Source organism: Chelativorans intermedius (assembly GCF_025398255.1).
GTDB classification, from domain to species: domain Bacteria; phylum Pseudomonadota; class Alphaproteobacteria; order Rhizobiales; family Rhizobiaceae; genus Chelativorans; species Chelativorans intermedius.
This window is the reverse complement of sequence record NZ_JAODNW010000021.1, coordinates 116,067-122,299: the sequence shown is the minus strand read 5'-3', so window position 1 is coordinate 122,299 and position 6,233 is coordinate 116,067. Positions and strand designations below refer to the sequence as shown.

Annotated in this window: 6 protein-coding genes; 2 read left to right on the top strand and 4 right to left on the bottom strand. The window is 66.9% G+C overall.

All coding sequences use genetic code 11. The features are described 5' to 3' along the window. Positions 1 to 121: 121 nt before the first annotated feature. Together groL and groES are read right to left on the bottom strand one after the other, a co-directional pair. On the bottom strand, positions 122 to 1,756 hold the full coding sequence (groL, locus tag NYR58_RS15800) for a chaperonin GroEL (protein ID WP_261522080.1): 1,635 nt from the start codon (positions 1,754 to 1,756) through the stop codon (positions 122 to 124). A gap of 65 nt (positions 1,757 to 1,821) precedes the next feature. Continuing rightward, complete coding sequence (groES, locus tag NYR58_RS15795; protein WP_261522079.1) at positions 1,822 to 2,118, bottom strand: co-chaperone GroES; 297 nt, start codon at positions 2,116 to 2,118, stop codon at positions 1,822 to 1,824. Positions 2,119 to 2,266: 148 nt separating this feature from the next. Between groES and NYR58_RS15790 the strand changes: the two genes are divergently transcribed. Beyond that, a complete protein-coding gene (locus NYR58_RS15790) occupies positions 2,267 to 3,184 on the top strand; it encodes a DMT family transporter (RefSeq protein WP_261522078.1) in 918 nt (305 codons plus the stop codon). A gap of 13 nt (positions 3,185 to 3,197) precedes the next feature. Here NYR58_RS15790 and NYR58_RS15785 read toward each other — a convergent pair whose 3' ends face one another. Further along, complete coding sequence (locus tag NYR58_RS15785) at positions 3,198 to 3,836, bottom strand: DNA-3-methyladenine glycosylase I (RefSeq protein ID WP_261522077.1); 639 nt, start codon at positions 3,834 to 3,836, stop codon at positions 3,198 to 3,200. Between the two features lie 190 nt (positions 3,837 to 4,026). Here NYR58_RS15785 and NYR58_RS15780 point away from each other — a divergent pair, with 190 nt between their 5' ends. Beyond that, the gene (locus tag NYR58_RS15780; protein ID WP_261522076.1) at positions 4,027 to 4,791 is read left to right on the top strand and encodes a L,D-transpeptidase; all 765 of its coding nucleotides are present in this window, start codon (positions 4,027 to 4,029) and stop codon (positions 4,789 to 4,791) included. Between the two features lie 112 nt (positions 4,792 to 4,903). Here the strand turns inward: NYR58_RS15780 and glcF are convergent, their stop codons facing one another. Next, positions 4,904 to 6,232: a glycolate oxidase subunit GlcF gene (gene glcF / locus NYR58_RS15775; RefSeq protein ID WP_261522075.1), complete on the bottom strand. Its 1,329-nt coding sequence runs from the start codon at positions 6,230 to 6,232 to the stop codon at positions 4,904 to 4,906. Position 6,233: the final 1 nt, after the last annotated feature.

The following is a 6,233-nucleotide window of genomic DNA, read 5'->3' as shown; positions in this document are numbered from 1 at the left end:
CAGGGGCGGGTCGCTTCAACATGACCCAGTGAATCAAAAACCCCCGGCCAAAGCCAGGGGTTTGTCAGCGGTCTGAGGGCGCCCGAAGGCGCCCTTTCTCGTATCCGCAAGACGGATGGTCTTAGAAGTCCATGCCGCCCATGCCGCCGCCGGGCATGGCGGGGGTGGAGGATTCCTTCTTCGGCAGCTCGGCGACCATGGCCTCGGTGGTGATCAGGAGGCCGGCCACGGAGGCGGCGTCCTGCAGCGCGGTGCGCACCACCTTCATGGGATCGACGATACCGAAGGCGATCATGTCGCCATATTCGCCGGTCTGGGCGTTGTAGCCGACGGTGACCTTGTCGCTCTCCAGGATCTTGCCGACCACGATGGACGCCTCGTCGCCCGCATTGGTGGCAATCTGGCGTGCCGGGGCCTGCACGGCGCGGCGCACGATGTTGATGCCGGCATCCTGATCGGCATTCTCGCCCTTGGCCTTGATGGCCGTGGAGGCACGCAGAAGCGCCACGCCGCCGCCGGGCACGATGCCTTCCTCGACCGCCGCGCGGGTGGCGTTCAGCGCATCGTCGACGCGGTCCTTGCGCTCCTTCACCTCGACCTCGGTCGCACCGCCGACGCGGATCACCGCGACGCCGCCGGCCAGCTTCGCCAGCCGCTCCTGCAGCTTCTCGCGGTCATAGTCGGAGGTGGTCTCCTCGATCTGCTGCTTGATCTGGGCGACGCGGCCCTCGATCTCTTCCTTCTTGCCAGCGCCGTCCACGATGGTGGTGTTCTCCTTGGTGATGGAGACCTTCTTGGCGCGGCCCAGCATGTCGAGCGTGACGTTCTCGAGCTTGATGCCGAGATCTTCGGAGATCACCTGGCCGCCGGTCAGGATGGCGATGTCCTCAAGCATGGCCTTGCGGCGGTCGCCGAAGCCCGGCGCCTTCACGGCAGCGATCTTGAGGCCGCCGCGCAGCTTGTTGACCACCAGGGTCGCCAGCGCCTCGCCTTCCACGTCCTCGGCGATGATGAGCAGCGGCCTGGAGGACTGCACCACGCTCTCCAGAACCGGAAGCAGCGCCTGCAGGTTGGACAGCTTCTTCTCGTGCAGCAGGATGTAGGCGTCTTCCAGCTCCGCCACCATCTTCTCGGCATTGGTGACGAAATAGGGGGAGAGATAGCCGCGGTCGAACTGCATGCCCTCGACCACCTCGAGCTCGGTCTCGGCGGTCTTGGCCTCCTCGACGGTGATCACGCCGTCATTGCCAACCTTCTGCATGGCCTCGGCGATCATCTGGCCGATTTCCTTCTCGCCATTGGCGGAAATCGTGCCCACCTGGGCCACCTCCTCGGAGGTCTTGATCTTGGTGGACGCCTTGGCGAGATACTCCACGACCTCGGAAACGGCCAGGTCGATGCCGCGCTTCAGATCCATCGGGTTCATGCCGGCGGCAACCGCCTTGGCGCCTTCCTGCACGATGGCCTGGGCCAGAACGGTGGCCGTGGTCGTGCCATCGCCAGCGATGTCATTGGTCTTCGAGGCCACCTCGCGCACCATCTGCGCGCCCATGTTCTCGAACTTGTCCTCAAGCTCGATCTCCTTGGCGACGGTCACGCCGTCCTTGGTGATGCGCGGCGCGCCGAACGACTTGTCGAGCACGACATTGCGGCCCTTGGGCCCGAGCGTGACCTTCACCGCGTCGGCGAGGATATTGACGCCCCTGAGCATGCGCTCGCGCGCATCGCGGGAAAACTTTACGTCTTTTGCTGCCATGTTCTTCTAGCTCCTGGGTTTGCGGTGCAAACCTGTTAACCTTCGGTTTCGATGGGACGGGGGCTTCAGCCGATGATGCCCATGATGTCGGACTCCTTCATGATCAGGAGTTCCTCGCCATTGAGCTTGACCTCGGTGCCGGACCACTTGCCAAAGAGCACCCGGTCCCCCTCCTTCACGTCCAGCGGAACGATCTTGCCGGTCTCGTCGCGCGCGCCGGAGCCGACGGCGATGACCTCGCCCTCCTGCGGCTTCTCCTTGGCCGTGTCGGGAATGATGATCCCGCCAGCCGTCTTCTCCTCGGATTCGACCCGGCGAACGACCACACGGTCATGAAGCGGGCGAAAATTCGTCTTGGCCATATCGATGAACCCTTGATTACGACGATGAAATGGGCTTGTTGTCCACCGCGACGGGCGGAAACCGCGTTAGCACTCACCCGAGGAGAGTGCTAACAGGGGGCAAATAGTGAGGGTGCCCGCCAGAGTCAAGGCAGGAGGACCTGGCTGGATGCTGAAGTCGCGTGCAGTGCCCGCCGACCGGCCGCTCGTCGGCATCTCTCTGATGATCGGGTTTTGTGCGCTGGCGCCCTTGAGCGATGCCACCGCCAAGCTTCTGGGCGAGACGATCCCGCTTCTGCAGCTTCTTCTCGTGCGCTTTGCCGTGCAGGCGCTGCTCGTTCTGCCGATGGCGCCCGCCAGCCTGGCGCTTGCGCCCAGCATGATGTGGCTGGCTGCGCTGCGCACCGTGCTGCAGATCCTGGGTCTTGCGGCGATGTTCACCTCGCTGCGTTTTCTGCCGTTGGCCGATGCCGTGGCCATTGCCTATGTCATGCCCTTCATCCTGCTGGTGCTGGGGCGCATGGTGCTGAAGGAGGAGGTGGGTCCGCGCCGGCTTCTGGCCTGTGTGGCGGGCTTTGCGGGCACGCTTCTCGTCATCCAGCCGAGCTTTGCCGTCGTGGGGCCGCCAGCCCTGCTGCCGCTGGCCGTGGCCGTGTTCTTCTCGCTCTACATCCTCGTTACCCGGCAGATTGCGCGCGATGTCGAACCCCTTGTCCTGCAGGGGGTTAGCGGCGTGATGGGGACGGCCGGGCTCGCCGCCGTCCTGCTCCTGGCCGGAGGGGCCGGCCTGCCGGGGTTCGGTTTCGTCGTGCCCGATGGCCGCGAGGCGCTGCTGCTCGTGGCCGTCGGCGTTCTGGGAACGTTTTCGCACCTGTTGATGACGTGGTCCCTGCGCTTTGCCCCTTCGGCCACGCTGGCGCCGATCCAGTATCTGGAAATCCCCTTCGCCACGCTGATCGGCTGGCTGGTCTTCCGCGACCTGCCAAACGGGCTGGCCGCCCTCGGCATCGTCGTCACCGTGGCGGCCGGGCTCTACATCGTCTATCGCGAGCGCTTCACGGTGGAGCCCCTGCCGCCCGAGGGGTGAGCCGGCCTGTCGATCAGACGGGGCGCTGGAAGCGCCGGCGCTCTTCCTCCACCACGGCGCGCAGCGCGCAGCCCTCGATATGGTCGTTGACCAGGCCCATGGCCTGCATGAAGGCATAGACGGTGGTGGGGCCGACGAAGCTCCAGCCGCGCTTCTTGAGGTCCTTGGAGATGCGGGTCGAGACCTCGGTCTTGCCGAGCTTGACCAGCGTGGCGTAGTCGAGCCGGGCCGGCCGCTCCTGCGGGCGCGGCTCGTGGCGCCAGAAATAGGCGGCCAGAGAGCCCTCCTTTTCGCACAGCTCGATGGCGCGGCGGGCATTGTTGATGGTGGAACGGATCTTGCCGGCATGGCGCACGATGCCGGCATTGCCGAGCAGCCGCTCCACATCCGCCTCGGTGAAGCGGGCAACCCGCTCGAAGTCGAAGCCCTCGAACGCTTCGCGGAAATTCTCCCGCTTTCTCAGGATGGTCAGCCAAGAAAGGCCGGACTGGAAGCCCTCGAGGCACAGCTTCTCGAACAGCCGTCGGTCGTCGGCCACCGGCCGGCCCCATTCCTCGTCGTGATAGGCAAGGTAGTCCGGCAGGCCGGCATGCCAGAAGCAGCGTGCCTTGCCGTCCTCGCCCACGATAAGCCCGGTTTTCTCGCCGTTCATTCGTTCTCCATCCTTTGCGGCCTTAACGCGCCGTTCACCAGTCCTCTGAACCGCCCGATAACCACACCGGAGGGTTTTGGCGGAATATTGCATTTTATCGAGCCCGATTCACGATTCTCTCGCCTCCCGCGCGCAGCATCCTGACAAACGCCGCTCACGGTGTGAAAGAGGAATGGAAGGAGCGTGTTCGATGAGGTTCCTGATGTGTGTCGCCGGTCTGGTCGGCGCGCTGGTCGTGTCCTTCGATGCCCTGGCGCAGGGCCGCTATGTGGAACGTCCGCCGGTGCTCGTCAGCCCGGATCTCTCCGCCCCCTGGGTGTTGCAGCTTCGGCGCCCTCCAGAGGGACGCCAGCCGGCGGTCCGGCACGTGCGCCCGACGCGCGAGGAATGGCGCGCCGTCCACCGCCCCGCTTCCCGCCAGCCCGTGCCGCCGCAGGCCGAGCGGCAGGTGCGCCAGGCGGCGGTCGCACCGCGGCCGCAGCCGGTGCCGGAGGGCATCGACCCCAGGTTTCTGCCGCAGGAGGTCGCCTATGACGGCCCGCACGCGCCGGGCACCATTGTCGTCGATACGAACCAGCGCTTTCTCTATCTGGTGCTGGAGGGCGGCAAGGCCCGCCGCTATGGCGTCGGCGTCGGCAAGCCCGGCTTCGAGTGGGCAGGCACGCACAGGGTCACGGCCAAGCGGGAATGGCCGGACTGGCGCCCGCCCGCCGCGATGATCGAGCGCGAGAGAAAGAAGGGCCGCATCCTGCCGGCGCACATGCCCGGCGGACCGCAGAATCCGCTGGGTGCGCGCGCGCTCTATCTCGGCTCCACCCTGTATCGCATCCACGGCACCAACGCGCCCTGGACCATCGGCAAGGCCGTGTCGTCCGGCTGCATCCGCATGCGCAACGAGGATGTGATCGAGCTTTACGAGCGCGTCCCGGTGGGCGCCAAGGTGGTGGTCATCTGAGCCATCGGCTTCAAAGGAGGGGGACGGCCCGGCCAGGCCGGGACGAAGGCGGCATCTCGGAGGGGGATGCCGCCTTTTCCGTTCGCGGCGCGCGCAGGGCGGGCCGGTCGTCCTACTCGGCGGCCACGGCGGCGCTCACCCGCGCCTGCGGCAAGCCGGCGGGTTTCGGCCCGCCATAGGCCCAGTCGAGCAGTTCCACCGTGTGCACCACCGGCAGCTCGGTGCCCGAGGCGATCTGCGTCATGCAGCCGAGATTGCCGGCGGCCACGGCCACGGCCCCCGTCGCCTCGATGTTCTTCACCTTGCGGGCACGCAGGCGCCGCGCGATATCGGGCTGCAGGATGTTGTAAGTGCCGGCCGAGCCGCAGCACAGATGCCCCTCCGCCGGCTGGCGCACGACGAAGCCTGCCTGTTCGAGAAGCGCGCGCGGCGCGCCGGTGATGCGCTGCCCGTGCTGCATGGAGCAGGCCGAGTGATAGGCGATCGTCAGCCCCGGTCTTACGGAGGGCTCCGGCAGGTCGAGCCTGGCGAGATATTCCGTGATGTCCCTGGCAAGCGCCGACACCCGCGCTGCCTTTTCGGCATAGTCCGGATCGAGCCGCAGCATATGGCCGTAGTCCTTGATGGTGGTGCCGCAGCCCGAAGCGGTGATCAGGATGGCGTCGAGCCCGCCGTTCTCGATCACCCGCATCCACGCATCGACATTGCGGCGCGCGAAGTCGAGCGCCTCCGCCTCCCGCCCCATGTGGTGGACGAGCGCCCCACAGCAGCCTTCTCCCGGCGCCGCGACCACCGCGATGCCGAGGCGGGAAAGCAGCCGCCTGGCGGCCTGGTTGATTCCGGGATCGAGCACCGATTGCGCGCAGCCGGCAAGCAGCGCGACGCGGCCCCTTTGCGCATTCTGCGGCGGGGCGGCCGCCAGGTCGTCCGCGACGCGCGGCAGGCGCTGCGGCGCCAGCTCCAGCATGGCCGCCATCGGCCTCAGCCCGCGCACGGCGCGCAGCAGCGGCAGGAAGGGCCGTCCGAGGCCCGCCAGCCGCAGCGCGAGGCGGAAGCGGCCGGGATAGGGCAGCACGCGTGCCAGCATTGCCCGCGTCAGCCGGTCGGGCAGGGGCCTGCGGTAGGTCTTCTCGATATGGGCGCGGGCGTGGTCGACGAGATGCATGTAGTTGACGCCCGAGGGGCATGTGGTCATGCAGGACAGGCAGGAAAGGCAGCGGTCGATATGCGTCACCGTCTCCCGGTCCGCCGGCCTGTCGTTCTCCAGCATCTGCTTGATGAGATAGATGCGCCCGCGCGGGGAGTCGAGCTCGTTGCCGAGCTCGACATAGGTCGGACACGTCGCCAGGCAGAATCCGCAATGCACGCATTTGCGCAGGATCCGTTCCGAATGCGCGATTTGCGGATCGTCGAGCTGCCGGGGCGTGAAATTGGTCTGCATC

What these genes read in the sequence shown, in the direction of transcription:
- groES (WP_261522079.1), bottom strand. Translation starts at nt 2,118, where the DNA reads ATGGCCAAGACGAATTTTCGCCCGCTTCATGACCGTGTGGTCGTTCGC.
- NYR58_RS15780 (WP_261522076.1), top strand. Translation starts at nt 4,027, where the DNA reads ATGAGGTTCCTGATGTGTGTCGCCGGTCTGGTCGGCGCGCTGGTCGTG.
- NYR58_RS15785 (WP_261522077.1), bottom strand. Translation starts at nt 3,836, where the DNA reads ATGAACGGCGAGAAAACCGGGCTTATCGTGGGCGAGGACGGCAAGGCA.
- groL (WP_261522080.1), bottom strand. Translation starts at nt 1,756, where the DNA reads ATGGCAGCAAAAGACGTAAAGTTTTCCCGCGATGCGCGCGAGCGCATG.
- glcF (WP_261522075.1), bottom strand. Translation starts at nt 6,232, where the DNA reads ATGCAGACCAATTTCACGCCCCGGCAGCTCGACGATCCGCAAATCGCG.
- NYR58_RS15790 (WP_261522078.1), top strand. Translation starts at nt 2,267, where the DNA reads ATGCTGAAGTCGCGTGCAGTGCCCGCCGACCGGCCGCTCGTCGGCATC.